Below are 26,742 nucleotides of genomic sequence, written 5' to 3' on the forward strand. Positions count from 1 at the left end.
ATGTCGCCTTTTCGCACCCTTTTTGCCATCCTTGCCGTTTTTGCCTTGCTGGGGCTCATTTCGCTTTTTTTCCCGAGCAATGGCATTTCCGTGGGTTCTTTGACGCTCCGCTTTCCGTCCCTAATCGAAAATCTTCCGCAAAACCCATCGGAAGATTCCCTCCAAGTGGATCCGGAAGAGCAGATCCGGCAAATGCTCGCCGAAACCCGCGCACGAAAATTCGCCGAATACGCGGACTCGCTGGCTTTTTACGAAGACTTTTTCAACAACGGTCCCACAAGATTCGATTTTCCCGACAGCAATCCCGGCTGGTTCGACCGTTTCTTTGACCGCGTGTCCAAAGCGAAAGACTCCGGAGAAGTCGTCCGGATTGTCCACTACGGCGATTCCCAGCTGGAAGGCGACCGCATCACTTCGAGCATCCGAGAATCTGCACAAACCCTTTGGGGCGGCTCCGGCCCGGGAATGCTTCCGCCCCTCGCCGACATCCCGACGTTCGTCATCGGAAGTCACAGCGTGGGCAGCCTACAAAGACACCGCATTTTCGGCCCTGAAAAGGAACACGCCCGCCACAACAAATATGGTCCCCTGGCGCAGGTCACGGACTTGCACGGAAGCGCCTCCTTTTCGTTCAAAAAGAGTCTGCACCAAAAAGGCTTCCCTCAAGCGGGACGATTCCAAAAGGTTCGCCTGCTCGCCAACAAGGCCAATCTGAAAACCAAACTGATTTACTCCGCCGTTGTCTCCGACACGATTCCGCAGGACACGCTCCCGCCTCTTGTGCGCGAAAAGAAGCGGAAATTCCAGGCGAACGACCCGGAAATCACGACGCTTCCCGGAATGTCCGTTTACACCTGGAATCTGCAGCACGAAACCGAATCGCTCACCCTCACCGTTTCCGGCAACGCGGAACTTTACACTATCGCTCTGGACGCGGAATCCGGAATCGCCGTCGATAACGTGGCGATGCGCGGCAGCTCCGGAACCATCTTTACCAAAATGGACAATGCGCTTCTGGGGACTGGACTGAAAGCGATGAACGCCAAACTGATTCTTTTGGAATACGGAGGCAATCTGGTTCCCAGCGTCAATTCGAGCAATCTGGACTGGGTGGAACGCATTCTGGAAAAGCAAATCCAAGCCATTCGCAAAGCGGCACCCGATGCCGACATTCTCTTCATCGGTCCGGCGGACATGTCCAAAAAAATCAATGGCAAATGGACCAGCTTTCCAAGCCTGAAAATGACCGTCGAAAAAATCCGGGAAATCGCCCTCAAAAACGGATGCGCCTACTGGGATATGTATCGCGTCATGGGCGGGCACAATTCGATGAAATCCTGGGTCCAGCAAAAGCTCGGTGGTCCGGACTACATCCACTTCACCCGCAACGGCGCAGCGCGCATGGGCGAACTTTTCTACAATGCGATCAAGCTCCACTTTGACTATTACCAGTTCCGCAAGAAGCACGACATCGGAAACGACCAGCTCAAAGAAATCCAGCAGTTAAAAAAAGAAACGGCAAAAGCCGACACGCTGATCGCGCAAAACGACACGCTGATTCTGACACCCATCCATCAAATTTCCACTGAAGATTCCTTGGATAACGTCGGAGAAAGCGAACCATGATTTTGCGAGCGACGCCTTTTCTCGTATCGCTGCTTTTTTTCGCCACCTGCATCTGGGCGGATTCGCTCTCTGTCAAAACGGTAAATCTGCCGATAGACACCAGTCTGAACCATATTGAATTTCCGGCAGGCAACGCCGCCCTTGCCCCATTTCTCCACAAACTGGATTCCCTGAATTACACCGGTCAAGGCAACATCAACATATTGCATCTCGGCGGGTCCCACATCCAAGCGGATGTCATTTCGAACCGGGTTCGCGCAAGACTGGTCAAAGACCTCCAGATTCCCGCCGCCGGAAGAGGATTCGTATTTCCTTATACGGCGGCCAATTCCAACACCCCCATCAGTTACGTTTCCCGAAAAAAGGGCCACTTCAAATGGAAACGCAGCGTTTTCAAGGAGCGTCCGCATCCCTTGGGGCTTATGGGGTTTGAAGTCACCACCATCGACCCGGACGCCGAAATCCGTATCGTCCTCAACACGCGAATTCCGGGCGAAGATTTTTGGAATTTTACGCAGGTTCGGGTCTTTGGCACTTCGACCGATTCTACGGAACCGGTTCTGCAATTGGCCGAAAACGGAAAAAAGTACAAGCCCAAATACGACTCCACGTCCAGCAGTTTCGTTTTTTCGCTCCCCCGACGCGCCGATTCGCTGATTCTCACCTTCCCTTGGGAAAATGCCGAGAAGGAAAAAAACTTCCGAAAAATTTTCGCGAACCTCACGTCCCCGCAGGTGGACTCCCTGTTTGCGGATTCGTCATTCTTTTTTTCGGCTCCGGTTTCCTTTACCCTGACGGGAATTCTTCTGAGCGACACGCTTCCAGGCCTCACCTATAACTCCATCGGCGTCAATGGCGCGGACTTGAACGCCTATCTCTCCTTGGAAAATTTGGAACGGGATTTGCAATATTCCAAGCCCGACCTGGTCATTTTGGCCATCGGCATCAACGACGCGAATGTCAATATCTTTAATCCCGACCTTTTCAAGGCGCATTACGACACTCTCCTCTCGCGCATCCAATCGGTCTCGCCCCACGCCGCCTTCCTCTTCGTATCGAACAACGACTGCTATCTGACGTCTTCCAATCAGCCCAACTTGAACAGCGTTCTCGTCGCCCAGGCGATGCGCGAACTGGCGCAAAAATACAAAGGCGGTTTCTGGGATTTATACGGCATCATGGGCGGTTTCAAATCCATGGAAATCTGGCAGCTTGCGGACTACGCCAAAAAAGACCGTGTGCATTTCAAAAATGCGGGTTATGAACTTCTGGGCGATCTTTTTTACGATGCCATCAAGGAGATCTTGCTTCCGGAATCCCCGAAAGTCACGCAAATTCCCCAGAATCTTCCCGCTATCGGGAATTTGCCAACGGCCAATTCCCCCGCCAAAAAAATGAAAGGCACGAAAACCAAATCCAAACGAACCGTACCCAAGAAGGTCAAAAAATGATGGATCCGATAAGCCTTCTTCAAAGCCTGTTCCTGTTCGATCCCTCTAAACCGCTGATTTTTACGCAGTTTTATTTTTGGGCATTTTTTGCCGTCGTCTTTGCGCTGTTCGCCCTGGTGCACAGCAAGATTCTGCTTCGCAACGCCTTCCTCTTTTTTGCGAGCCTCTTTTTCTACTACAAAACCAGCGGCAGCTATCTGGTGTTGCTCGCCTTCTGCGTTTTGGCCAATTTTATCGGCGGGCACATTCTTTACCGGATTGATCACCGCGGGAAAAAAATCTTTTCGCTGGTCGTCCTTGTCATCATCAATCTGCTGACTCTCGGCTATTTTAAATATGCCTACTTTTTTCTGGACGTCCTTCGGGAACTTTTCGGCATCGACCTGAAAGTCTATAATTTCTTTGCCGCCGCTGGAAATCACTTTTTCCATGCCCATTCTCTCGTCGATCAGATTATTTTGCCCGTGGGCATTTCGTTCTTTACTTTCCAGGCGATAAGCTATTGCGTCGATGTCTTTAAAAAGACCGTCAAACCGATTTCCAATCTCTTTGACTTCGGATTTTACCTGACCTTCTTTCCGCAACTCGTCGCCGGTCCCATCATCCGCGCCGACAAATTCATTCCCCAGCTGCACCGAAAATTTTTCCTTTCGCACCATGCTTTCGGCATCGCCGTTTTCTGGATTCTGAACGGGCTCGCCAAAAAAATCATCCTGAGCGATTTTCTCGCCACGCAATTTGTGGACAAGGTTTTTGAAACGCCGCTGCTCTTCACCGGTTTTGAAAATCTGCTCGCCCTCTTCGCCTATTCGCTGCAAGTCTATGCGGATTTTTCCGGTTACACGGACATCGCCACGGGAGTCGCCCTTCTCATGGGATTTCATCTGCCGCAGAACTTCAACAGCCCCTACAAGGCGGACAAGCCTTCGGAATTTTGGCATCGCTGGCACATGTCCCTTTCCCGCTGGCTACGCGATTACGTGTATATTCCTCTCGGCGGAAACCGGGGCGCAGGATTCGGCACGTTCTTTTGGACGGCAATCATTTCCGCCATTGCGATTATGCTTTCGGGAAGCGTCTGGGTCGCTCTCGCCCTGGGGATTCTTTACCTGATTCTCGGTCTGAGCGCATTCTTCAAAAAGGACTCCCGCAAGACAATCGCCAAACACATGAACGCCATGATTACGCAGCTTATCGGCGGACTCTGGCACGGCGCCAGCTGGAATTTCATCATCTGGGGCGGACTGAACGGACTCGGGATGATAGCGAACACGCAATGGAGCAAGCAGAAAATCGAAGTGCGCGCCATCCTGATGTTCTTTATCGCCGCCATCGCGGCCATTGCCTGCAAATGGCATTACACGCCGCTTTGGGGAATTGTCGCCGTCTGGAGCGGACTCATTTTTGCAGGTATTTACGCCAAGCTGCTCTACGGACTTTTTTTCCAAAAAGCGCTCCCCCGCCTGCGCTTTGCTTGGAACGTCATTCTGACATTCATCTTCATCACTTCGACGCGCCTGTTCTTCCGAGCCGGTTCCAATCTCGACCCTGCCGAAGCGAATCAAGTCGCCTGGGAAACCGCCCGCAATATGATTCACCAAATCGGAAGCCCGTGGGACCTTTCGCTCCTCCCGCAAATGGCGTACTCCCACCTTTCCATTATTCTGGTTTTTGCGTTGGGAATGCTCATCCATTGGCTTCCCGACCGATTTAAACGATTCTACCGGATTGTATTCTGCAAACTTCCCCTTTGGGCGATTATCGTCTGCGCGGTCATTTCTTGCGTCATCATTTACCAGTTTTCCAGTGCCGACTCGCCGCCGTTCATCTATTTCCAATTTTAAGCCGACGATTGATGGCGGCTTAAAAACGGCTTGGGTAAATTGATAGGTTGTCTAAAGCGCAAGCATTCCGAGTTCTTCGAACATTTTCCGGTAAGCAGCCGCTTTCTTTTCCAATGCGAGCGGATAGGCGCGGCTAGAACTCGGCGTCCGATAAAGGAAAAGTTTGCGTTCGCCAAGAAAGAACTGCACCTTTTCCCCCACGCGCGGAACCTCGATTCCAAAATGCGCACAAACCGTTTCGGTCGCCAAAGTCCCCGTCGTATTGACCGCCAGACAATGTGGAATTTTCAAAAGCATAGAGCGCACATCCGTCGGCGTCACCACCTGAAGAAATGCGTCCGAAGCATTTCCCTTTTCCCGAATGACCGCAGAAGCCGTGTCAAAAATACCGATGCCGACTTTTTTCAGAAAACTTTCGATTAAAGACTTGTCAAAACATTTTTTGGCGGGCAGCACAAAATGTTCGCGTTCGTCAAAAAAGACCTTTCCCAAAATCCGCCACATATCATTGTTGAAATTCGGGTAGTAAAAGGGCATGCACCAGCGATTCTGCGGAGGCGGAAAACTGCCGAGCATCAGCAATTTCGTGCCTTGCGGCAAAAAGGGTTCTAATGGATGGGATTCGATCTTTGACATACAGCGTTTACCTTAATTGCCCTTAAAGACGCCACAAAAATAAAATTCCGAAAAGAAAACATGGAATAAGTTCGGGAGGCAGATTGTTGAAAACGAGGATTTCCGCTCTCCGAAGAGCAAAGAGGAAGAGAAGTCCGTAGATAGTGGCTAGTTGTCAGTTGTTAGGGTTCATAGGAAAAACGGCAGCCGCCTCCGCTATACCGAATAAGGAAATAAAGAGTCCTCAAATTTTGCGCTACTAAATGAAGACGAGCGGAAGTAATCTCCCGCTCGTCAGTAAACTTAACTATGCCATATCAATCCCGCTTCTTTCCCGCCACCGGCACTAAGAACAGCGCGGGCAACAGCAGGAAAGCGGTACAGACCAGCCCCCAGGGTATGGACACCTGCTGGGCTACCAGCCCCACAATAGGCCCGCCGATGATCTGCCCGAAAGAGTCCAGCTGTCCGCTGGTGGAAAAGACTGTGGCGCGCATTTTCTCATCCACATGGTCGTTCATCCAGGCGGCCAGCACAGGCTCCTTGATGGTGCGCATAAGCCCCGCCAGCAGGAACACCAACAACATGAACCACGCGAATTTTCACCGTCAATGCGACTGATATAGGTTGAATCGGGAAGAAAAAAAGTTCCCTAGGGCTAGCCCCTGGGGAACCTGGCCGAAACTTTTCTACCTTGCCGATTCTACCAAAAAAGGACATGGCGGTGAGTCTCAACCAAGCACAAAGATACGAAATACGAGCGCTCAATGCGGCAAAGATCCCCCCGAAAAACATAGCCTTGCAGCTGAAGGTCCACAAATCCACAATCTACAGGGAACTAAACAGGGGCGGCGGCCGCCAGCATTACGACCCGGTCAAGTCGCAGGAACGGGCAGACCTCCTTGCCGCGACAAGTCACCTGCATTACGACTACGACGAGGACGACTGGAAAATCGTGGACGGGAAAATCAAGGAAGACTACTCTCCCGAACAGGTGAACGGACGCGCGAAACTCGATGGGATGGGTGTCCCTAGCGTCGCCACGATATACAGGCATGTGAACAAGGACGAGGACCTGAAGAAGCACTTGCGGCACGGCAAGAAACCATACCGTAAGCGCGGGGAGAAGAAGGACAAGAGAGGCCAGATTGTAGGCCGCGTGCCCATCGAGGAACGTCCGGCAATCGTGGACGAGAAATCACGCGTAGGCGACATCGAGATAGACCTGATAAACAGCGCGGACCATGACGCGAACCTGCTCACGATCAACGACAGGATGACGAATTACAGCCTGATAAGGTATCTTCCGACGAAGAACGCGAAAGACCTGAAGAGAACGCTTGTGAGGGCGCTGAAGGACTTTGAGAAAACGTTCGAAGTCAAGATTCTCACAATCACTTCGGACAACGGGAAGGAGTTCGCCTGTCACGCAGAAATAGCGAAAGCTATGAAGGCGGATTACTACTTTGCGAACCCGTACCACTCCTGGGAGCGCGGTGCCAACGAGAACATGAACGGTCTAATACGCCAATATCTTCCCAAGAAGGAGTCGTTCAAGGGAATCTCTCCCCGGAAAGTTCGCTGGATACAGGATAAACTGAACAACAGGCCTCGAAAAAGGCTTGACTTTATGACCCCTTTAGAGTATATTTAGTCATCCCTTAAAATCCCGCCCAGCCCGCATAACTATTGGGAAAAACTGATTTCTACCCTGTGAAAATATTGCAAGGGTTTCTAAAATATGACTGAAAACCTTGCAATTTTTCCCATGTACAGACCGCCAAAATCCCACGCACAGACAAGCCTTTTCTGTTCCCTTGAGGAGCAGTTGAACCACAAGCATTCCCTCTACGTTCTCGCGAACAAGATTGACTGGAACAAGTTCGAGACCGAGTTTTCGAAACGGTTTGACGACAAAATGGGTGCGCCAAACAAGCCGATCCGTCTCATGACCGGGCTCATCATCCTGAAGCACATCCGCAACGTATCGGACGAGTCCGTCGTGGAGCAGTTTCAGGAAAACGCCTATTACCAGTATTTTTGCGGAGAACGGTTCTTCTCGACGGAGCAACCCTGCGACCCGAGCGAACTTGTTCACTTCCGGCACATGATTGGCGAAGCGGGCATGGACATGATCCTCAAGGAAAGTATCCGTGTCAACGATGACCACGATAAACAAGGACCGACAGGATGCGGCACGGTCTTTCTTGACACGACCGTGCAGGAAAAGAACATCACGTTCCCTACAGACGCCAAACTTACAAACAAGATAATAGAACAGGTACAGAAAATAGTGGAAGAACACGGCCTTCCGCAGACTGAAAACCATCGCGGGTCGGCTCGTCCGCGAAATGGAACGGAATCTTTCGAAGAAAAATCTGTCGGGTACGTACAAAGGAAAAATCGAGCTTTTCAAAAAAGTTTTGGAGCAGAAGAGGTGCGACAAGGACAAGGTCTATTCGCTACACGAGCCCGAAGTAAAATGCATCGGCAAGGGCAAGGAACACAAGAAATACGAGTTCGGCAACAAGGTGTCAATCGCCCGGAGCTACAGCGGCATCATTGTCGGCGCGGTCGCGTTCAGGGACGAGTATGACGGACATACGATAGACGATACGCTTGACCATGTTGAACAAATGCTCGGTTTCAGGCCTAGCCGGGCTGCATGCGACCGAGGCTACCGCGGACAAAAGGAATCCGGCACGACAAAGATCGTGATACCGGACGTTCCGAAGAAAAACGCGACTTACTACCAGAAGAAAAAGGCTCACAAGCTTTTTTGCAAGAGGGCTGGCATCGAACCAATCAATGGTCACTTGAAAAGCGACCACCGCATGGGTCGCAACTTCTACAAGGGAATCTTTGGCGACATGCTCAACGCAAAGCTTGCAGCAGCAGCGTTCAACTTCAAGAGGGTCATGAGGCGCTTTTTTGTTCTGTTGGAATGGCTATACTGTTGCTTCCTTTGCCGGGAAGGGGTGAATAAAAACGGCGAACCTCCTTATCCTGCGCTCGCAAAGTGGCCTTTTTAAGGGCTGACTATATACAATCCTCCACGAAATACTCGCCGTTAAATTTTTTCTTCAAAACGAGAATTTCTTTTCACAAGGGAAAATTAGTTCTTAGTTCTTAGTTCTCAATTCTCAATTCTCAGTTCCAACTTCCAACTGCTTGTCGAACTAGCCGAAGGGCACTAACCCCTAATCCCTATTTCTTTTCCGCTAGACGACGGACGGCGACAATTCCCCTGCGCCACCGATCAACCGGTTCGGCAGGAAAACCCGCATAAAACGCCCCCGCAGGAACACTTTTGGTCACTCCGGCTTTTGCCGCGATAACCGCCCCGCGCCCAATAGTCAAATGCCCCGCAATTTGCGCTCCCCCGGCAAATTCGCAATCGTCTTCCACAAGCGTCGTCCCGCCAAGCCCCGACTGGGACGCCATATACACATTGTTTCCCACCCGGCAATTGTGCCCGATTTGCACAAAGGAATCGAAATGGCAATGGTTTCCAATGGTTGTCGGAGACAGAAAACCCGCCGCCACAACAGAATTGGCTCCAAATTCACAAAAATTTCCAATGCGGACTCCGCTCCGGTGAGGAACCATTTTTCGCACGCCATCCGTATCCGTGTAAAATCCAAAGCCGCGCGAACCGATGACAACCCCCGCCTGCAAAACGCAATTTTCTCCGATTTGCACATTTCCGTAAACAGTCACATTGGCCTCTAAAACCGTTCCCCGCCCGATTTTTGCGCCTCGCATGACCACGCAATGCGGCCCGATTTGCACATTTTCTTCGACAACGCCCTCGACGACCGCAGACTCGTGTACTTTTGCCGAAGCGGGCACGCAACGCGGCAACGCTTCTTCTTCATGGAGAAATTCGACCACACGAACCATCGCCGCATAGGGATTTTCCACCCGCGCCAAAGCGCCGACAGAAGGCGCACCCGCAAAATCCTTAGGAACCAGAAGGAGTCCTGCTTCAGTATTGCGCAATTCCCCCGCCACCGATTTTCCCGTCCAGAACGAAACCTGATTTTTTTGAGCCATGGAAAGCGGGGCAAATCCCGAAATCGCAAAATTCGTTGGACTTTGCTGGTATTCGATTTTCGTGCCGAGCCAATTGGCCAGAGTTTCCGCCGTCGTCATTTTCATAAAACAGCCCTGTTTTCTCTACTCGAAGGAAAGCGGTTTCCCGGTTCCAGAGTCAGCATTTGCACGCGGCATCCATATTCAATGCGAATCTCCGAGCCGACGCGGTGCGTCAAATCGTCGCCGTCGAGCTGGTGAAATTCCTGTTGAGAAGTCCGCAAAATGATTTCTTTCGCATGATAGGTTTTCAAAAAGAAACGCTTGTAAAGTTTTCCGATGAGCGGAAAGGTTCCTAGAGCCAAAGCGCCGAAAAAAGAATTCATGTTGGGAACGGGAACGACTTCCAAAAGCCCGTCCGCCATATCGCCGCCGTCAAAAGGATTCGCCCCCGAAGCAAAACTCGGGATATTGCCGACAATCACCGTCCGAAAACCGGACACATCCCGGAATTTCCAACAGCCTTCTTTGTCGCAAAAACGGAGCTCCGCTTCGCCCAGGCAATGCCGCCGGTCCGCAAAAAATCGTTTCACATAGTGCATTTTATTTGCCAGAACCGACGAGCTGGAAATTTTTCCGGAAGCCCTGTCCGCATTGAAATCGTGCGCAATCCGGGCGTCGATTCCGCTCGAAAAATAATTCGCCAGCACAAATTTCCCATTGACTTTCCAAATATCGAAAGGCCTGTGCCTTGCCTGCACAAGCTTCCTCACCAAAAAAAGAAGTCCCTTATTGACAAAGGTTTCGTATAAATTCAAGACTCGCGCCAAATCGTTTCCGGTACCCAGCGGAATCAAGCCGAGCCGCACTTTATCGGCAAGTCCCGATTCCAGCATGACGGATAAAATCGTGGACATCGTGCCGTCGCCACCAACCGCTATCAGCGTTTCCGTTTCTTCCGCGCATTCCCGGATCTGTTCCCGCAGGCGACTCCCCTCTGTCAATTCCGCTTTCCATTCCGCATCGTCAAAATCCATGGAATGCATAATTTCGGGAACGAACTTGAGAATGGATTTTCCTTGTCCGCCTCCGCTAATCGGATTGATTAAAAAGCTGAACTTGAGCATATAGTCACAATCTACATTCTTTCTTCGCCAAAAGCGAACGACGAGAAATCCAAAAAATAAAGCGGATAGACCGAGCTGGAAGTCAAAAGGAAAAGATCGTCCCGGGCAATGTCCATATCCACAGCGTTGCGAATTCCCATTTCCGAAAGATCCAGACGATGCATCAATTCTCCGTCCAAACTAAAAACGCCGAGATAGCCGCATTTCACATCGAGAAGCGCCACAAAAGCCGCGCCAAAACGCACCCGGGTCGCCGAACAAAAATGCAGGGAATTATTCACATCGTCCGCAGCCAAAGCGGAACGCGCGAGCGCATTCCCATCTTCATCATAAATCACCAGACGCTGTGGCGGATCCGACAAGGCTCCAGAAGTTTCCACGGTGACAATCCTGTCCGCAGAAGCGTCCAAAGCCATCACCCGCGCGGCAGAAAAGGAAACATTTGTTTTGACGCAGCCCGTCGCCGTGATGCGATTTTTTCCCAGTCCCGCAGAGGGCGCATAGTAAACAAAGGAAGGAGTCAGCGCAAAAGCATTCAAAGAAATATCGCAAGAAAACTCCGCATCGTCATAGCGCAAAACGGAAATGCCGTCGTAATAATACAGGAACGATCCGACCTTTTCGATATTCTCCGCCATCGATACCGGAATTTCGCCGTCGGGATTTTCCGGAGTCCTGTCCAATTCATAAGCGCAAGTTCTCGCCTCGTTCCGCGAATACGCGTAGGCATGGCCGTAACGATCCAAAATATAAAGCTTTTCTCCATCCGCCGAAAGGGAAATTTTTTGTGCGGTCGAAAAAGGCACATCCGAAATATCACAAGAAACTTTCGACGATTCTTCAGCGACCCATTCTCCACCACAGGCGAAAAGAAATACAACAGGCAGCAAGCAGGAAAAAACTCGAATTTTCACACAACAAGTATAACAAACTTTGCTAATATTTACTTTTCAGATTTTAGGAATCCTGCGAAATGCCTCTTGAACAGAAGATTGACAGAATCACCCATAAATGGCCCATTCCGCTTCGCGTGATCATCGTTTCGACAAAGGCGTTTCTTTTTCATCACGGCACCATCCGGGCTGCGGCGATGACATACACGTCTTTTCTCGCCGTCATTCCTTTTCTGATTTTGCTCACCGCGATTTCGCTTTCTTTGGGGCTGGGTTCTTTTTTCAACACCTACCTGCCCGTTCTGGACCAGTTCTTTTCGCTCGGGCTTCCACTGGACGACATCATGCCGCTTCTGGAAAATACCGAGCACATCCATTTGCAGACCCTGGGCGCCATCGGTTCCATATCGCTGTTCATCACTTACATCTTTGCCATTGGCAATCTGGAAGTCAATATGAACGTCGTCTGGGAAAACCAGACATCCAGGCCGTTCTTCAAGCAATTTGTCGCCTACACGCCGCTGCTTTTAATCGCCGCTCTAGGCTTCGCCTTTTTCGCCATGTTCGTCAATCATCTGAAAATCGGGCTTTTGGATATCGCGCACAACGGAAAGTTTCTAACCGCCGAAACCGTTCCGCAAATCATGAGCACTTTTTGGACGTTTACGATGAACGTGATTTTTGTCGCTCTCATTTTTTTCGCCCTCTACCTGCTCCCCTACCGGAAAGGCCACTATTCGTATAAAAAACTTTTTTGGCCATCGCTGGTCGTGAGCCTCGGCATTTGGGTCTGCACCTGCGGTTATTTGATCATCCTCATCATGCTGCAAAAAAATCTGGTCAGCAGGATGTCGCTGTTTTACGGGTCGCTGGCATTCATTCCGCTCGTGCTGCTCTTTGCCTTTGGTTTTTGGGCAATCATGCTCTACGGGAACTGTCTGGTGTGGACCATCTATTCCTGGCCGAAATCGGGTTCCAAAAAATGGAACTGGGTGAAAACCGAAGGGAACCTATGAAAAAAACATTCTGGATTCTAGCTCTAGCGTTAGGCATTTCCACGGCAAATGCCGAAATCACCGTTCTCACCGACACGGACGAAGTGGCGCGTTCCGAAAAAACGGTCAAGACATTTGTCGGATTTGAAGCGAACAACATCCTGCTTCTCGAAGACGGATCGATTGCTTTTTCCATCCACGGCGGCGTTTCTTTCCATCCGCTCTTTCGCTTGGGATTATACGCCTCTACGGTCGCAAATGACGTCAATCTGCAAAAAGGCGGGAAAAAAATTTCGGTGGATTACAAATCGCTGGGCATTTTTACCGAGCTGAAACCCTTTGCCTACAACGATTTTTCGATTTCCGTTCCACTGACCGCCGGTGCGGGATTCACAAACATCAGCAAGCAGGGTTCCGAAAATTCCAAAGCGGACGATGGATTTTTTATGGGCGACGCCGCTCTGCACTTCAACTATAAAATCACCCGTACCCTCGAAATCGGTATCGGCGGCGGTTATCGATTCTTCCTGGGCATTTCCGAAGACGGTTTTTCCAACGGCGATTTCAATACGCCCTTCGGAGCCGTCTTTATCAACTGGAGCGAATTCTGAAGCCCGCCGAAGAACGCCCGATTTCCCTGCGCGGAGCCCACCTCCGCAATCTGAAAAATCTGGATGTGGATTTTCCTCTGGGAAAAATTTCTGTCGTCTGCGGTCCCTCCGGCTGTGGAAAATCGACTCTGGTCATGGACGTTCTCCATGGCGAAAGCCGAAGGCGCTATCTGGAAACGCTCAGTCCTTTTGCCATCCGGATCCTGGGCGGAAAAACCAGCATTCCCCTCGACAGCGCCGACGGGCTTCACCCGAGCATCGCCATTTCGGCATCCCGCGGCGAAGCTTCGGCAAAGTCCAGCCCGCTTTCCCTTTCCGAGTGCGGCCTTCCCTTGCGAATCCTCTGGGCGGCTTTGGCAAGTCCCGCCTGCCCTGTATGCGGAAAGCCGATGCGAAGTTTTTCCCGCGAAGAAATCATCGTCAAAATTTGCCAGAGCGAACCGGGCAGTCGGCTGCAATTTCTGGCCAAAATCGAATCCGCAGGGCTGACGCTGGACGCCCTTTCCGCAACTCTTCTCTCGCAAGGTTACGCCCGGATTATCGCCGACGGGGTGAACTATTCCCTGGGCGACCTGACCTCCGCCGAACGTCTTTTAAAACCGCAAGAAATCTTTGTCGTACTGGACCGCGTCGTTATCCGCGAAGGAGTCCGGACCCGCATCGCCGAAGCGGTAGATGCCACTTTGCGTTTTTCCCGCACACAAGTGATTTTGGACAACGGCAAGAACCGAGAGATTTTCAGCACGGTGCCTTATTGCGCCGAACACCACACGACTTCTGCGCCCATCGATCCCGCCGACCTGTCCCCGCATTCTCCGCGATACAAATGCCCGACTTGCCATGGAGACGGCGAAATCGAAAGCGAGCAGGGAGAAAACAAAGAACATGTGCAAATCCTTTGCCCGGACTGCCACGGGCTCCGCCTGCAACCGCAAATCCTCGCCTCCAGCATTCGCGAAACGAGCTGGAAGCAAATTTTGGAATCCTCCTTTTCGGAGTTGGAATCGCGTTTTCAAAATCTTTTTGAAGGCCTTCTGCCGGAATACCTAAAGAGCACCGCCGAAACGCTGCTCGCCCGCATTCGAGCCGTAAATAAAATCGGGCTAGGCTATTTGGGAGCGGGACGCATCGGCAGCACCCTTTCCGGAGGCGAACTCAGCCGCTTGCGACTTTCCCCTTTGGCGACGGGACACTTGGACGGGATGTGCATTTGTCTGGACGAACCTTCTTGCGGGCTTTTCAAAACCGATGTCGAAAAGCTGTGGAAAATCTTTGAAGAAATCCGCGACCGAGGCAACACGCTGGTCCTTATCGAACACAATCCCTACTTGATCGGCAAAGCGGACAAAGTGATTGAAATGGGTCCAGGGTCCGGCGAACTCGGCGGCGAAATTCTTTTTCAAGGAACGCCCCAAGAACTGATTCGCCAAGCGGATTCCCCCACGGGAAAATGGTTGCGGGAACTGGCGAAAAAAACGCAAGCGACGAAAAACGCTGGCAAATCCCCATCCCGCATCGCCGTCCAGAACTTCCGCCTTTACGACATGCTGCCCGTATCCGCCGACTTTCCCATAGGCAAGTTCAGCGTCATTTCCGGAGAAAGCGGCAGCGGCAAAAGTACTCTTTTATTCCAGAACATTCTTCCGCGATTTTTTCGCGGCGAATTTAAAACTCTGGGGATTCAAAACATTTCCTTGTTGAGCTCTCGCGGATTCTTCAAAAATCGACGCAGCACCATCGCGAGCGCCATCGGCATCGCACCGCTTTTTCGCGACCTCTTCGCCCAACTTCCCGAAAGCAAAATCAAGGGATATTCCCCGTCCCGATTCAGCACGGCAATTCCCGGCGGGCGTTGCGAAACCTGCAAGGGCGAAGGCGTCATTCGCGACCCGTCCGGTTACGAAGAAAGCGTCTGCCCCGTCTGCCAAGGAAAACGCTTCCGCGACGAGATTCTGGAAATCCGGTTCAAAACCCTTTCCTATGCCGACGTTCTGGACCTGACCATCGAAAAAGCCGCCACGATTTTCCATTTTGCAAACAAATTCACCGACAAGCTTTCCCCGCTTATCCGAACCGGGCTTGGCTACTTGCGATTGGGGCAGCCCACCACAAACCTTTCCGGCGGAGAAGCGGCTCGCCTCAAACTTTCGCAGGCACTTGCCCGCGCCAAATTCCCGAACACCCTTTTTCTCTTTGACGAACCCGCGCGAGGACTGCACAAAAGCGATATCGACAAAATGCTCGCCCTCATTCAGGAACTCTGCCAAAACGGACATACCGTCATCGCCATCGAGCACCAGGAAGATTTTCTGCAAAAAGCCGATTACCGCTGCATTCTCAAACGGGTTCAGAACTGAAAATACAGGAACGGATTATAAGTCTGCGTAAACAGGGCGAGAACGGCAAACGCAAATAGGGCAAACGCCGTCACCAACCGGGGAACGCTGATTTTTTGGCACCATTCAAAAGCCCGAATCGGCGAAAACGCATAGACAAGAGCCAACAGCATAAACACGACGGAAGTCGGCGTGAACACTTCGGCAAAAAGAATCGGATCCGCCGGATTCACAGCGGAAAGCCCCAGCATGGATTTCCACATTTTCAACGCCGACGAAATGTCGGCAGCGCGGAAAAGCACCCAGCCAAACAGCACGATAACCTGCGTCAAAAGAACTTGCGCAAGGCGCGGGAATTTGAAATAGAGAGCGCGTTTTCCATTGACGCGTTCCACAATCATAAAGAACGCATGATAAAGTCCCCAGCAGATAAACGTCATCGCCGCCCCATGCCAGACTCCCGATGCGAACATCACCAAAAAAAGATTCAGATAGACCCGCCAGCGAGCGACCCGATTTCCTCCAAGCGGAATATAGAGATAGTCCTTAAGCCACGTCGTTAGCGAAATGTGCCAGCGGCTCCAGAATTCGGAAATGCTCCCCGAACGATACGGCCCGTTGAAATTCCGCGGGAAATGGAAACCCAGCATGAGTCCCAGTCCCACGGCCATATCGGAATAAGCGGAAAAATCAAAGTAAATCTGCATCATGTAGGCGAGAGAGCCCCACCAGGCATTCAAAATGCCGGGAGAATCCGCTTCAAACACACGGTCGGCAATCACCCCGACCTGATTCGCAATCAAAATTTTTTTAGCGAACCCCAGGCAGAAATAGGTCATGCCCCGCATCCAATTTTCCCACGAATGCTTTCGGGAATCCAGCTCTTCGGCGACAGTGTTATAGCGGACAATCGGCCCGGCGACCAGCTGCGGAAAAAGCGAAACATAGCAGGCGAAAGTCGCAAAATTTTTGACCGGGGGCGCATCCCCGCGCCAGACATCCACCGTATAGCTCATCGCCTGGAAAGTGTAAAAGGAAATGCCCACCGGCAACAGAACCCGCAGAACGGTAAACGGCTCCCCGCCCAAAGATTGGACGACCGCATTGACCCCGCCCATCGCAAACATATAATACTTGAAAAAGCCGAGAGTTCCCAAATTCACCAGAATCGAAATCGTCAAGGAAGAGTTGCGCTTCAAAGACGAAGCTCCCGGCGCAGAAATCCATTTGCCAGCGACATAATTCAAAAGAGTCGTCCCGAACATCAGCAGGACGAGCCGCGGCTCCATCCACCCGTAAAAAATGTAACTGAATACGGTGATGAAAAAATTCAGCGTGGAATGCTTCGCCTTTCGCCAGAGCAAAAAATAATAGCCGGCGAAAAAAAGCGGGAGAAAGTAGAAAAGGAAAATCTGGGACGAGAAAACCAAATTACTTCGCCTTTAAAACTTCGACAGCCAAATAGCGTTCCGATTCGTCGTCAAAATATTCGTCTTCGACCGCACCCGAATAATTGCCCTCCAGAGGGAGCAGTTTCAAAACGTGGGAATCGCCCGCCTTGAACGCCCGCACATCCCCTTGGAAAAGCTTGGCCATTTTATCGGCAGATGCTCCGCGCGGAGTCAGCGGATTATAGACGCCCACCAGAATTTCCTTGCCGGCAAATTTCCCTTCGAGCACTTTCGTGACTTTATACTTCAAAATATAGACGTAATTGTACAAATCGTTCGGCGGCATCTTGCCCGGGATTTCCGTCAGTTTCCCTTGAATGGTCAAATTTTCCGCAAAGGAAACGGAAAGCGCAAGCAAAAGCAATAAAAGAATTTTTTTCATACAAACCTCGGCGAGAATATAGAAAATTACATTCATGAAACAGCCCGACCAAAAGGATTTGCGGGCGGGAAAATGCCCCCGTTAAACCTCCCCGCCGACACCTTTAAATTTTTCGACAAAATCCACAATTTTCTGTAGCACCGTCTGCTTCTTTGTCAGGTATTGCGGATTTAGCGGGCTCATCTTAGGCAAAATGCTATTGAAATCCGTTCCGTTATCGCTTGCGTATTCCCGCTTTAAAGAAATTTTCAGAAAATGCTTTGCTTCCCTTTCATTCAATTTTTCACTTTCAATCAAATCCGCCGCTTCTTTTTGCTGTTCCTTTTGCGCATATTCAAAAAACGCTTTTATAATTTCCGTTTTGTCGCCAATGGAATCCAGATTGGTATCGTTGATAAAATCCACAATCAGACTTTCCTTGGCGCGATTGCCAACGCTTGAACGAATCATGCGACGGATTTCTTCGATAAGCGAAGACTTGTCCATTTTCTTTTTGTTGTGTTCAAAAATCAGTTCCAGAATATAATCCAAATTGATTTCTTGCGATTTCAGCAGATCGACTTCAAATACGACATCATTCCAATTTATTTTTGATTTTTCAGAATCATTTCCACGCTGTTCCCGGCGAATCCATTCCCGAATATCGTTGTAAGCGGACTTGTAATCCTGAACGACTCTTTCCGGGAGCATTTCTATTTTTTGCATTTTTTCAATGTCTTCATCCGTCACAAAATGCGCCGCCTTGAAAGCTTCAACGGCTTCCGAATTATTGGCATCTATCTTTTGGAAATCCCGAAGAGCTGTAAATTCGTCATAATTCTGCAACACATTTTCTGCGCGCAAGTATTCGCCAAACAGCTTGACAAATTCCTTTTTATCCTTTTCCTTCACGATGTTATCTGTATCCGGGAATTTTTCTTTCAATTCCTTGACGATATCGACATAGCCTTTACGCACTTCGCCCGAAACAAGATCTTTGAAACCTTCCAGATATTCTTTGTAACTCTTTTCCAGCACGACATTGGCGGTACTTTCGTCGCCGAATAAAGTAATGGCGTCGATGGTGTGCTTTTCAAGATCGCGGAAAGTGACGATATTGCCGAAAGTCTTGGTGGCGTCATAAATGCGGTTGGTTCTTGAAAAAGCCTGGAGCAATCCGTGATAACGCAAGTTTTTATCCACAAATAAAGTGTTCAATGTAGGCGCATCAAAACCAGTCAGGAACATTCCCACCACAATCAGCAAATCCACTTCCCTATTTTTCACTTTCTTGGCAAGATCGCGGTAATAATTCTGAAATTCTTTGCCATCTACGCCAAAGCTTGTGCCAAACATTCCATTGTAATCACCAATCGCTTTTGCCAAAAACTCCTTGGCGCTAGAATCCATTGCCGACACTTCAAAAGTTTCATCGGGAATGTCGCCTACGGCATTCTGTTCTTCGTTTGCGGCAAAAGAAAATATGGTCGCTATCTTCAGCGGTCTTTCCAAGCCCACCTGCAAGCGGTTCAGTTCTTCGTAATAGCATTTGGCGGCATCGACGCTGCTCACGGCGAACATGGCGTTAAATCCTTTGCTATCGCCTTGGTTCCGGTGCGTCTTGATTCTGAAATTTTGCAGAATGTATTGTGAAATTTCCTGAATGCGGGCAGGATGCAACAGGGCCAATTTATTTTCGGCAGCGGTCAGTTTCTTTTCGTCCTGCTCCGTTTCAACATCCTTGAATCGCGGACGCACATTATTGTAATCGACCTTGAACTTCAACACTTTCTCGTCGCGTATGGCATCGGTAATGACATACGAATGCAATTCACGGCCAAACACGCTGGCTGTCGTTTCTGCACCGAGAGCGTTCTCCGGAAATATCGGCGTTCCCGTAAAACCGAACTGATAGAATTTTTTGAATTTCTTCTTTAGATTTTTTTGCGCTTCGCCGAATTGGGAGCGATGGCATTCATCGAAAATGAAAACGACTTGCTTTTGATAGACCGGCAAATTGTCTTCGCTCTTCATCAGGTTGTTCAACTTCTGAATCGTGGTGACGATAATCTTGTTGTCGTCTTTTTCGATATTGCGTTTTAAACCCGCCGTGCTTTCCGATCCGTTTACGCTGTCGGGCGAAAACCGCTGGTATTCCTTCATCGTCTGGTAATCCAAATCCTTGCGATCCACGACAAAGAAAACCTTATCGATAAAATCCAAGCGTGTAGCCAACCTTGCCGCCTTAAAGCTGGTAAGCGTTTTTCCGGAACCTGTAGTATGCCAAACAAATCCACCGCTCTCCGGCTTGCTCCATATTTTTGCCATAAAAGAACTTTGGATTTTCCAGAGCATCCGCTCCACCGCGGCAATCTGGTAAGGGCGCATAATCAGCAGGGTATTGTTTACATCGAACACCGAATAGGTGAAAATCACATTCAGCAGCGTGTTTTTTTGAAAAAAGGTTTCCGTAAAATCCTTCAGGTCTTTTATCGGCGCATTATTAGCCCTTGCCCAGTTCATCGTGAAGTCGAAGCTGTTCTTGTTGCGCTCCACGGTATTGGCAAAATAGCGGCTGTCCGTGCCGTTTGAAATGACAAACACCTGAAGATACTTGAAAAGCGAATGTTCCGCATTGAAACTTTCCTTGCTATAGCGATGCACCTGATTGAAAGCCTCGCGGATAGCGACGCCGCGTTTTTTCAATTCCACTTGGACAAGCGGCAAGCCATTCACCAAAATCGTCACGTCGTAGCGATTCGCCTGCGTTCCAACTTGCTCAAACTGGTTGATGACTTGCACTTTATTTCGGGCAATATTTTGCTTGTCGGCGATATAGATGTTTTGAATATGCCCATCGTCAAAGACAAAATCGTAAATGTGGTTATCGTGAATCTTGCGGGTTTTATCAATCAGCGAATCTCCCGGCTTGTCCAGATATTCCTCCACAAACCGATTCCATTCCTTATCGGTAAACGCCATATCATTAAGGGACTGAATCTGCACCCGGGCATTCGAGAGCAAAGCTTCGGGAGTCGAAATGTCCTTGCGGTATTCGTAGCCTTGACTTACTAAATCCTGGATAAACTCTTTTTCAAGATTCGCTTCGGTCTGGTATGCAACAGACGGTTCGTGCAGCTCGCTATGCTTGGTATAGTCGTCAAGAACGATAAAATGGTTTGTTTCTGCGATGGTGTTATACTGCATGCAAAACCCTCTGCGATATGGCTGAATTTTTACCGAGAATATAGCAATCAAAAAGCCCCCGGATTCAATCCAGGGGCCGTTTTTCAACGAATCTCCAAAAAACTTTCGAGATTCAGTTCCCTTTCACCGGGACTTTTCCGTCCTATATTTAAAATTGATGTAAATTTAACATTATCTTACACGCATTTTTTAGAACAAGGATTATATTAATGCGATATGAAAAAAGCTCTGCTTCTATTTATTTTGACAGCCTTTGTTCTTGCTTGTTCGGAAAGTAAAACCCTTCCATCTGAAAAGGATTTTGACCGTTCCCAGAAGGGATTTAATAACCCTTTAGGTAATGTTAAAGGGATTCCTCCTAGGCCTGTGACTAAAGGTCTTTATGATTTTAGTGAATGCAAAGCAAAATTCAAAGTAGGAACAGAAGATTACAAGGGCTGTGTTAAAGCCAAATATCCAAATATAAAATTTGCAGAAGAAGAGAGATAATGAAGATATTATTTGCGGTTTTATTGTTTTTTGCCATTTGGTGTTTGCAGATTGTTTGCTTTATGAATCTAAAGAATACGCTAATGAAGGTGTAGAGGCGTATCGAGAAAGTTGTGAAAGCTATGGTGGCGGTGGAGGAGAGTTTTCTTATTCGGTCTCTGAAAGTCCTTCTAATAATACATGTGATGGGGCATTTGCTGAGAACGCATTTGTTTTGAGAGTTTCATGCAACACTTGCAATTCTTTAGAAATGAAAGAAGAACTGGAAGAGAATAAAAAATATTGCAATAAAATTTGCAAAACTGCTATGATGACTTGTATGACAACTTTGAATTCTTGGGGAAGCACGTTGAATGGATCTAGGGAGTCTTGTGGTTTAAATGATCACACTCTTCCTGGCTGCGAAGAGTCATCAAGTTCATCCGAACTTAAGAGTTCTTCATCTCAAGTATGCTCTTCATCAAGTTCTTTCAAAACAAAGAGTTCTTCGTCTAAAGCATCATCATCTAGTATAGCTAATAATCTTTTTGGCTACACAGAAGGGTTGCATTTGTGCCCAACTGAAGCTACCTCCTATTTTAATTTGGACGGCAATTATTGTAAGGAAACAGGCTTCTGCAAATGTTATAATTCAAATACTACGAGGATAAAATTCTTTACGAAAAGGCCTAATTATTATGGGCAGTTGGAATACTCTTTATTGTGTTTTGTGCGGCAAAGCAATCCAACTATAATGATAAAAACAAATCTACCCTATGTCACAGTCACAAACAATGCTATTGCTTATTGTTTTAACGATATTGAGACCTGTAAACAAAATTGGAACAGTAATTATGTTACGTATGTAAAAATACCGACTATTTATAATTGCAGGGCGAATTCCTTAAATTATACAGTCTCGGTTGATCCTGCAAAAGGGTGCTCAGTAACGAAGAATACAGATAATGATAGTTATGGAATGGTATTTTGGGGTCTAGGAGTGACAGAAGCGTCCACGTTGAGTGATTTGAGTTGGCTTGCAGGTGCAAATGCAGATCAACTTCCTGCAAATTTTAAGGTTCTGTCAAATAAACTGTGTCATTTAGTTTTTGTTAGCTAAAAAAAGAGCTTTGAAATTTCAAAATTGAAGAAGCGAAAAGCAAAATCAAAGCGATGTTTTTTCAACTCGATTTTGTCTTTGCGACAACTTCAAATTTCTCCTTTTGAAGCAATTCAAATATAACAAGAAATGATAAAATTATCATTCCTTGTTTGAAAAAAAATCATCCAATTAAAGTTTTTGTGTTTCCGTTTGGGGGCGGAGAAAATTCATTTTGGAATTTGATTTAAGTTGAGTGGATTAAATCTTTGACCAAAAAGAATCGATAATTTTTGTACGCAAGTTGTCCAGTTTTGCAATGGCTTTTTCCACTTCTTTTTGATATTTCGATACGCCAAGTACACGAGTTTTACAAGCGAGTCATCATTTGGAAACAGACCTTTTGTTTTTGTCACTTTTCGAATTTGGCGATGATAACCTTCGACAGTATTTGTCGTATAAATAATGCGACGAATTTCACTTGGATAATCAAAATAACACGAAAGTTTATCCCATTTTTCTTTCCAAGATTGAATGACGATTGGATATTTTTTTGCCCAATTTTCTTCTAATTTTTTTAGTGCAATTTCGGCTTCCGTTTTGGTCGATGCCGCATAAACTAACTTCAGTTCTTTCAAAAATTCTTTTTGTGATTTTGCGTTAATGTACTTGAGTGAATTTCGAATTTGATGCACTACACACAACTGAACATTGGTCTTTGGAAACACGGATTCTATTGCGTCCGGAAAGCCTGAAAGTCCGTCTACACAAGCGATGAGAATGTCTTCCACTCCGCGATTTTTCAAATCGGAAAGGACTTGCATCCAGAATTTTGCACCCTCGCTTTGCGACACATACATGCCTAGCAAATCTTTGTAACCATTTGAATCAACACCGATGACATTGTAAATTGCTCGCGTTGTTACGATGCCTGATTCATCTTTTACTTTGTAATGAATTGCGTCCATCCAAACGATGGGATAAACCGTTTCTAAACGTCTCGTTCTCCATTCGTTAATCTCTGGCCACACGCGTTCTGTGATGTTGCTAATGGTATCGGCTGAAATGTATTCGCCAAAATCATCTTCCAAATATTTTTGAATATCGCGCATACTTTGTCCGAGTCCGTAAAGGCCGATAATTCGGTCTGCAAGACCTTCGGCAAGCACGGTTTGACGTTTCTTCACAATCTCAGGATTAAAGCTTCCTTCGCGGTCTCTAGGCGTGTTTATTTGGACTGCTCCGTATGCCGTTTTTATCTCTTTCGGCATTTTCCCATTGCGCCGATTTTCTCGATTTTCGGGCTTTGTTTTTTCCAAATGAACATCCATTTCCGCTTCTAATGCAGCATTCAAAAAATCTTCCAATACTTGGTGAAATGCTCCGTCTTTGCCAAAAATTGGCTTTCCTGTTTTGAACTGAGATGCTGCTTTTTTGATCATCTCTTTATATTCTTCGTGTGTCATCATAGTTCCTCAATTTACATCATTTTTCAAATGATGCTTGGTGGTGAATGACACAGTTTTATGGATAGAGTCAATTTTAACTTTTATGATTTACTGAACAGAAGTGAAATTGTTTCTAGTTTTGAAAGATGCGTAAGCGAATTGAAGTACTATAATTCTATAAAATCTTCTTCTAGCCAATTTAATTCGTCTTCCGAAGAATCAAGTAGTTCAAGTAAGTTGGAGTCATATTCAAGTTCCTTGGAAGAGGATACTTCTAGTTCCGAAGAATCTTCATCGTCCGAGGAGCTAAGCTCATCTAGCGAATATGGTCTGTGCAAATCTCTTCCGTTTGGCTATATTCCCAATGATCCGAAGAATACCTGCTTTGAAAGCAATGGTAAATGCTATAGATGTAATGTTGCCCGTCGAGCAGATGAATGCGATAAGGACTGGATGTGGATTTATCCCTACACCCCGGATAAGTATTTTTTCACTGAAATCGATTGTGAAAGCGGAGAACGCAGGGATGACAATAGGATAGGCCAGTGTCCCGGATTCCCAATGGAAAATCTTCCGAATTACCCAGAACGGGCATGCATAGCATACAATGGGAAATGTTACAGATGTAAATCAGAAAACAACAATGTTGATTGTTCTTACGACTGGCTTTGGACGGGAGACAGCTTTGGAACGTACAATATTGGCTGGTGGTATGAAGAAGTTGACTGCTACAATCCGTTTGAAAATGAAAATTTTGATGGGCAATGTCCAGATGAATTTATATTTAAAAAATCCGCTATGTCAGAAACTGAAAATAACTATGAATCAACGAATTATACAAATGGTTTTTCTCCAATTCCCAAAACTTTTGATGTGTTGGGGCGTCGTCTCAATGGAATAAAACGCCTGCATCAAATTACATTCACAACTAACAAAACAAAAAACACATCTTCGTTAAATTCCACATTTGATATAGGGAGCGTAATTAATATTCCCATAGAAAATTTAGGGATTTCTCGAAATATTTTGGCCAAAGCAGGTGCTACTTGTCCCATTTATATATGTGGAGAATTAGGGAAGGACTATGGCGTAGGAAATGATATAGGGGTTTATTGCGGATACCCTTGTACAAAATTGAATGTGGAAAACGGATTTACTAGAGTAGAAATTACAAATAAAGAGCAAATAGGATTTTGTGGTGAAAACAATCCCAAATATACGATTACTTTTAAAATCTCTGCTACTACAACGATAATGAGGGGGAACGAGTATTACGTGGCTCCTGTAGGGTATAAACTGGGCGACAACTATGTTACAGAAGAAGATTACAATGCCGGAGAACGTCATGAAAAAGGACATAAGGAATCGTATTTGTGCCTTGAAAAGAATAACATGTTCAAGACCCAATATGTTTTTGAAATGGAAAATATATGCGAAAAAGATTTCAAATGCGACAAAAATAATGTTTTGAAAGGGTTCGCATCAATCATTAGATCCGCGTTAGAAGAACAGAAAGAAACGGGGACAAATAAATTGGTTGATTACAATAATAATTTATGGCAAAAAATGTGCGGATGGTATCACAGCGAATATTCTCATAACGATGGCCCTGGAGGACCGGGTTACGCCGCAACATTGACATGTCCAACAAAGGAAACGTTGCTAAACAAGAACTATGATTTAACTGGTTGCGAGGTTGTAAAGTGATAAAGAATGTATCTACAATAATCTTGATATGTTTTTTTTCGGCTAGCGTCGGAGCTGCAAAAATTTCTGCGGTAGAAAATACGGCGGAGTTCTGTTATCATATTGCAAAAGACAATTCTCTTGACTTGAAAATCAAACATAATGTAGATATCGAATTGCCTTTGTCCGAAATAGCGAAACATACAGAATGTGAAGACAAGTGGAACCCCCAAATAGACTTATACGAGATCTATGAAGTTGATTTCCCTGAAGAGTGGAATTGTACTACTCTCGTGCCTCTTTGGTATGTCAAAACGTGCGAAGAAGTCCAAGATTTTTTTAAAAACAAGAAAAAATCTCCCCTCTCAAAAGGCGTTTCACATAATTGTACAACCAGTGAAAAGCAAATTGATGGGCGAGAATTAGAAGGGAGGTTCATTCTTGAAATAACAAAACATCCAAAGTGGTCTTTTAAAGAAACTCACACATACAAATTCAAAAAAAATTTCAACGTAAAGATAAGTGGTCAATGTTCCGACAAAACATTCAACTCGGAAAATGACGAGGAATAACCGATTGTTTCACCTATTTCCCCCACTCTATTGCACGACTTTGAACTGAACCCCGAAAATTAGCCGCAACTTTCGAGATTCAGCCGTAAAGGGAAGCAGCAAAACAGTTACTGCGGGGAATCCGGCAATTCTTCGGGGATCTTACCGTCCTTCTTTCTGCGCTTATCGACGGCATCGTTCATTCGATTAATTTCGGCGTCGGCAACCCTGTAAAATTCAAGGAGCGATTCGTTCCCCAGCACCTTCATGGTTTCCAGATACAGAACGATTTTATCGTTAATGAGCGACAGGATTTGCTTTTTACAGTTCGTGGCGCTTTCGCCCTTGCTGTCCATCGCCTTTATATAAATGTCATTTGCCTGGGTAAAGGCATTTTGCGTATGGCGAATCCATTCGATGGCGGGCCCAACCCCTTCCAATTCTTTGATGTTCGCCTTCAAATCCTCTACGGCCAGATCCTGCAACAAGCTTTCTATCATCGAAGATTCACTGGTGTAATTCACCTTGGTGATAGACGCTTTGGCATATTTATCACAAATCAGCTTGAGCGGAGCGGCACTCGCCTTTTTCGCCTCGATCGGCATGGCCGCATAGCCCGCCACCACGGCAAAAAGCGATTTTATCGCTTCGTCCCGCGCGGAATCCGCCTCGTCCAGAGTGGACAGGACTTTATCTTGCAGAATCGCCGTGGTGATATTCCCGAACAGCGACTCGAGTTCTGCCATTATCTTGGGCAAATAGGCATCACTCTGTGCGCCGGCATCGGCACGGAAAGTCCTTAACAAAGTGTCCGAAAGCCCGGCGATTTCCGCGACTCGAACTGCAGCTTTTATTTTATTCATTTATCCTCCATTGAAGTTTAATGTCCCATTTTAGGACTCGCACAAATTAAAATCTATTTCAACATTCAGGAAAAA

At 47.4% G+C, this 26,742-nt stretch carries 20 protein-coding genes and 2 pseudogenes; 12 read left to right on the forward strand and 10 right to left on the reverse strand.

Annotation, left to right across the window (positions count from 1 at the left end; genetic code table 11):
• From BGX14_RS01020 to BGX14_RS01030, 3 genes are read left to right on the forward strand one after another with little or no spacing between them, the layout of a single operon-like run.
• Entirely contained in the window at window positions 1–1,626 is a 1,626-nt protein-coding gene (locus tag BGX14_RS01020) for a GDSL-type esterase/lipase family protein (RefSeq protein ID WP_073304607.1), read from the forward strand.
• Window positions 1,623–3,077, forward strand: a complete 1,455-nt coding sequence (locus tag BGX14_RS01025) for a GDSL-type esterase/lipase family protein (RefSeq protein WP_073304605.1) — start codon at window positions 1,623–1,625, stop codon at window positions 3,075–3,077. The genes BGX14_RS01020 and BGX14_RS01025 overlap by 4 nt, the downstream gene beginning before the upstream one ends.
• Window positions 3,074–4,921 (forward strand): MBOAT family protein, encoded by a 1,848-nt coding sequence (locus BGX14_RS01030; RefSeq protein ID WP_073304604.1) that lies wholly within the window; start codon window positions 3,074–3,076, stop codon window positions 4,919–4,921. The genes BGX14_RS01025 and BGX14_RS01030 overlap by 4 nt, the downstream gene beginning before the upstream one ends.
• Before the next feature lie 51 nt (window positions 4,922–4,972).
• On the opposite strand, the gene BGX14_RS01035 is transcribed toward BGX14_RS01030, so the two are convergent.
• Window positions 4,973–5,557 (reverse strand): uracil-DNA glycosylase family protein, encoded by a 585-nt coding sequence (locus BGX14_RS01035; protein ID WP_073304602.1) that lies wholly within the window; start codon window positions 5,555–5,557, stop codon window positions 4,973–4,975.
• Window positions 5,558–5,853: 296 nt separating this feature from the next.
• Window positions 5,854–6,129: pseudogene (locus BGX14_RS01040) on the reverse strand (hypothetical protein); the annotation flags it as partial.
• 125 nt (window positions 6,130–6,254) lie between these two features.
• On the opposite strand from BGX14_RS01040, the gene BGX14_RS01045 reads away from it, so the two are divergent.
• Window positions 6,255–7,190 (forward strand): IS30 family transposase, encoded by a 936-nt coding sequence (locus tag BGX14_RS01045; RefSeq protein WP_095878816.1) that lies wholly within the window; start codon window positions 6,255–6,257, stop codon window positions 7,188–7,190.
• A gap of 114 nt (window positions 7,191–7,304) precedes the next feature.
• A pseudogene (locus tag BGX14_RS01050) lies at window positions 7,305–8,568 on the forward strand (transposase).
• Between the two features lie 175 nt (window positions 8,569–8,743).
• On the opposite strand, the gene BGX14_RS01055 reads toward BGX14_RS01050, so the two are convergent.
• Genes BGX14_RS01055 through BGX14_RS01065 form a run of 3 tightly spaced genes read right to left on the reverse strand, consistent with a single transcriptional unit; the run spans window position 8,744 to window position 11,588 of the window.
• A complete protein-coding gene (locus tag BGX14_RS01055; RefSeq protein ID WP_078776347.1) occupies window positions 8,744–9,697 on the reverse strand; it encodes a UDP-3-O-(3-hydroxymyristoyl)glucosamine N-acyltransferase in 954 nt (317 codons plus the stop codon).
• The gene (locus BGX14_RS01060; protein WP_073306155.1) at window positions 9,694–10,698 is read right to left on the reverse strand and encodes a diacylglycerol kinase family protein; all 1,005 of its coding nucleotides are present in this window, start codon (window positions 10,696–10,698) and stop codon (window positions 9,694–9,696) included. The genes BGX14_RS01055 and BGX14_RS01060 overlap by 4 nt, the downstream gene beginning before the upstream one ends.
• Before the next feature lie 11 nt (window positions 10,699–10,709).
• Window positions 10,710–11,588: a hypothetical protein gene (locus BGX14_RS01065; protein WP_143394068.1), complete on the reverse strand. Its 879-nt coding sequence runs from the start codon at window positions 11,586–11,588 to the stop codon at window positions 10,710–10,712.
• Between the two features lie 83 nt (window positions 11,589–11,671).
• Between BGX14_RS01065 and BGX14_RS01070 the strand changes: the two genes are divergently transcribed.
• The 3 genes from BGX14_RS01070 to BGX14_RS01080 all read left to right on the forward strand — a co-directional run bounded on the left by BGX14_RS01070 (window position 11,672) and on the right by BGX14_RS01080 (window position 15,554).
• The gene (locus BGX14_RS01070) at window positions 11,672–12,607 is read left to right on the forward strand and encodes a YihY/virulence factor BrkB family protein (RefSeq protein ID WP_073306157.1); all 936 of its coding nucleotides are present in this window, start codon (window positions 11,672–11,674) and stop codon (window positions 12,605–12,607) included.
• A complete protein-coding gene (locus BGX14_RS01075) occupies window positions 12,604–13,197 on the forward strand; it encodes a hypothetical protein (RefSeq protein ID WP_095878818.1) in 594 nt (197 codons plus the stop codon). Before BGX14_RS01070 ends, BGX14_RS01075 begins: the two co-directional genes overlap by 4 nt.
• Before the next feature lie 65 nt (window positions 13,198–13,262).
• Window positions 13,263–15,554 carry an ATP-binding cassette domain-containing protein gene (locus BGX14_RS01080; RefSeq protein ID WP_233126361.1) on the forward strand — a complete coding sequence of 764 codons (2,292 nt, stop codon included), beginning with the start codon at window positions 13,263–13,265 and terminating at the stop codon, window positions 15,552–15,554.
• Here the strand turns inward: BGX14_RS01080 and BGX14_RS01085 are convergent.
• The 3 genes from BGX14_RS01085 to BGX14_RS01095 all read right to left on the reverse strand — a co-directional run bounded on the left by BGX14_RS01085 (window position 15,545) and on the right by BGX14_RS01095 (window position 20,552).
• Window positions 15,545–16,897: an MBOAT family protein gene (locus tag BGX14_RS01085; RefSeq protein ID WP_233126362.1), complete on the reverse strand. Its 1,353-nt coding sequence runs from the start codon at window positions 16,895–16,897 to the stop codon at window positions 15,545–15,547. The genes BGX14_RS01080 and BGX14_RS01085 overlap by 10 nt on opposite strands.
• 67 nt (window positions 16,898–16,964) lie before the next feature.
• Window positions 16,965–17,366 (reverse strand): hypothetical protein, encoded by a 402-nt coding sequence (locus BGX14_RS01090; protein WP_095849636.1) that lies wholly within the window; start codon window positions 17,364–17,366, stop codon window positions 16,965–16,967.
• Between the two features lie 81 nt (window positions 17,367–17,447).
• On the reverse strand, window positions 17,448–20,552 hold the full coding sequence (locus tag BGX14_RS01095; protein WP_095878820.1) for a type I restriction endonuclease subunit R: 3,105 nt from the start codon (window positions 20,550–20,552) through the stop codon (window positions 17,448–17,450).
• 216 nt (window positions 20,553–20,768) lie between these two features.
• On the opposite strand from BGX14_RS01095, the gene BGX14_RS01100 reads away from it, so the two are divergent.
• Window positions 20,769–21,041 carry a hypothetical protein gene (locus BGX14_RS01100; RefSeq protein ID WP_073306162.1) on the forward strand — a complete coding sequence of 91 codons (273 nt, stop codon included), beginning with the start codon at window positions 20,769–20,771 and terminating at the stop codon, window positions 21,039–21,041.
• Complete coding sequence (locus tag BGX14_RS15165; protein WP_143394069.1) at window positions 21,022–22,140, forward strand: hypothetical protein; 1,119 nt, start codon at window positions 21,022–21,024, stop codon at window positions 22,138–22,140. The genes BGX14_RS01100 and BGX14_RS15165 overlap by 20 nt, the downstream gene beginning before the upstream one ends.
• 209 nt (window positions 22,141–22,349) lie before the next feature.
• On the opposite strand, the gene BGX14_RS01105 is transcribed toward BGX14_RS15165, so the two are convergent.
• Window positions 22,350–23,585, reverse strand: coding sequence for an IS256 family transposase (locus BGX14_RS01105; protein ID WP_095879753.1), 1,236 nt, complete (start codon window positions 23,583–23,585; stop codon window positions 22,350–22,352).
• A gap of 60 nt (window positions 23,586–23,645) precedes the next feature.
• On the opposite strand from BGX14_RS01105, the gene BGX14_RS15170 reads away from it, so the two are divergent.
• Both BGX14_RS15170 and BGX14_RS01125 read left to right on the forward strand, forming a co-directional pair.
• A complete protein-coding gene (locus BGX14_RS15170; protein WP_143394070.1) occupies window positions 23,646–25,274 on the forward strand; it encodes a hypothetical protein in 1,629 nt (542 codons plus the stop codon).
• Window positions 25,271–25,825 (forward strand): hypothetical protein, encoded by a 555-nt coding sequence (locus BGX14_RS01125; protein WP_073306458.1) that lies wholly within the window; start codon window positions 25,271–25,273, stop codon window positions 25,823–25,825. The genes BGX14_RS15170 and BGX14_RS01125 overlap by 4 nt, the downstream gene beginning before the upstream one ends.
• Before the next feature lie 107 nt (window positions 25,826–25,932).
• On the opposite strand, the gene BGX14_RS01130 is transcribed toward BGX14_RS01125, so the two are convergent.
• Window positions 25,933–26,667, reverse strand: coding sequence for a DUF6261 family protein (locus tag BGX14_RS01130; protein WP_073306456.1), 735 nt, complete (start codon window positions 26,665–26,667; stop codon window positions 25,933–25,935).
• Window positions 26,668–26,742 lie beyond the last annotated feature (75 nt).

It is taken from the genome of Fibrobacter sp. UWS1 (assembly GCF_002300445.1).
GTDB lineage: Bacteria > Fibrobacterota > Fibrobacteria > Fibrobacterales > Fibrobacteraceae > Hallerella > Hallerella intestinalis.